1 protein-coding gene is annotated in these 1,546 nt (G+C 75.9%); it reads left to right on the top strand.

Annotated features, from left to right (window positions below; all coding sequences use genetic code 11):
- Nucleotides 1-1,437 (top strand): non-ribosomal peptide synthetase (locus tag AB0O00_RS38920; protein ID WP_363659401.1); only part of this gene is annotated, 1,437 nt, incomplete at its 5' end.
- Nucleotides 1,438-1,546: the final 109 nt, after the last annotated feature.

A 1,546-nucleotide genomic window follows, 5' to 3' on the forward strand; every position in this document is an offset into this window, starting at 1 on the left:
CTGGAGGAAACGGCGGACGGCCCGCTCGACGCGCGGGAGGCGCTGGCCGCCGCCGCGCCGGGCCCGCAGGACCTCGCGTACGTCATCTACACCTCGGGCTCCACCGGCCGGCCCAAGGGCGTGCAGGTGGAGCACCGGAGCCTGGTCAACGCCGTCGGCTGGCTGGCCCCGCTCATGCGCTGCGACGCGGACACCCGCGCCGCGTACTCCTTCTCGCCCGGCTTCGACCTGTCGCTGATGCAGATCTTCCCGCCGCTGCTGCACGGCGGAGCCGTCGTGCCGGTGCCCGGCGAGCTCGACCACCTCAAGCTCCGCGACATGTACGCGGGCCGCCTCGCCAACACCCTCTCGCTCACCCCGACCCACCTCGGCCTCGCGGCCCGCCTCGGCATCCGTCCCACGGGCATCCGCGCGCTGCAGCTGGGCGGGGAGAACCTCACCGCGGCCGCCGCCCGGCGGGCGCGCGAGGACTTCGGGCCGGACTGCCTCATCGTCAACGCCTACGGCCCCACCGAGGCCACGCTGGCCTGTACGGTCGCCGTCGTCGGGGACGGGCACGGGGACGGCATCGCGCGCGGCTCGGCGCCGATCGGCGTCCCCGTGCACCGCACCGCGGTGAGCGTGCTGGACGAGCAGCGGCGCGAAGTCCCCGACGGGCGGCTCGGTGAGCTGTACGTCACCGGCGCGCAACTGGCACGCGGCTACCTGGGCCGCCCCGATCTCACCGCCGAACGGTTCGTCCACCTGCCCGACGGCCGCCGCGCCTACCGCACCGGGGACCTCGTGCTGCGGCTGCCCGACGGGCAGCTGGAGTACGCCGGCCGCGCCGACGACCAGGTGAAGATCCGCGGCCACCGCGTCGAGCCGGCGGAGGTCGAAACGGCGCTGACCGGGCTGCCCGGCATCGCCCAGGCCGCCGTCGTCGCCCGCGGCCGCACCGAGGACGTCCGGGCCCTGTGCGCGTTCGTCGTCCTCGCCCCGGGCGCGACCGCTCTCGACGAGGGCGCCGTCCGGGCCGAACTGGCCCGCACGCTGCCCCCGCACCTGGTGCCCACGGTGGTGCGCGTCCTGCCCGCGCTGCCGGAGACCGCCAGCGGCAAGACCGACCGCAAGGCGCTGCCCGATCCCTTCGACGCCACCACTGCGCCGGGAGGGCCGGACGACGACCGGGGCGTGGCGGCCGTGACCGCGCGGATCTGGTCGCGCGTCCTGCAGTGCGAGGCCGCGGGCCTCGACGACTCGTCCGACTTCCATGCGCTGGGCGGCGATTCGCTCGCCGTGCTGGAGATGCTCTCGGCCCTCGGCGAGGAACTCCTCGGCGGGTCGGCCGGCGGCTCCTCCGAACGGCAACTGCTGGACCGCCTCGGGCCGCTCGGCGCCGGGCTGACCCTGGGCCGCATCGTCGCCGCCGTCGACCTCGTACGGAGCGAATCGTGATCTTCGTCGGCGAGGGCGCGCTGCTGTGGCGCGCCGTCAAGCACACGCTGAACAGCGGCCTGCCGGTGGACCTGGTCTGCGGACCGGCCTCGGACGGCGCCGACGCGGC

The sequence above is a fragment of the Kitasatospora sp. NPDC093558 genome, assembly GCF_040683475.1.
Lineage (GTDB): Bacteria > Actinomycetota > Actinomycetes > Streptomycetales > Streptomycetaceae > Kitasatospora.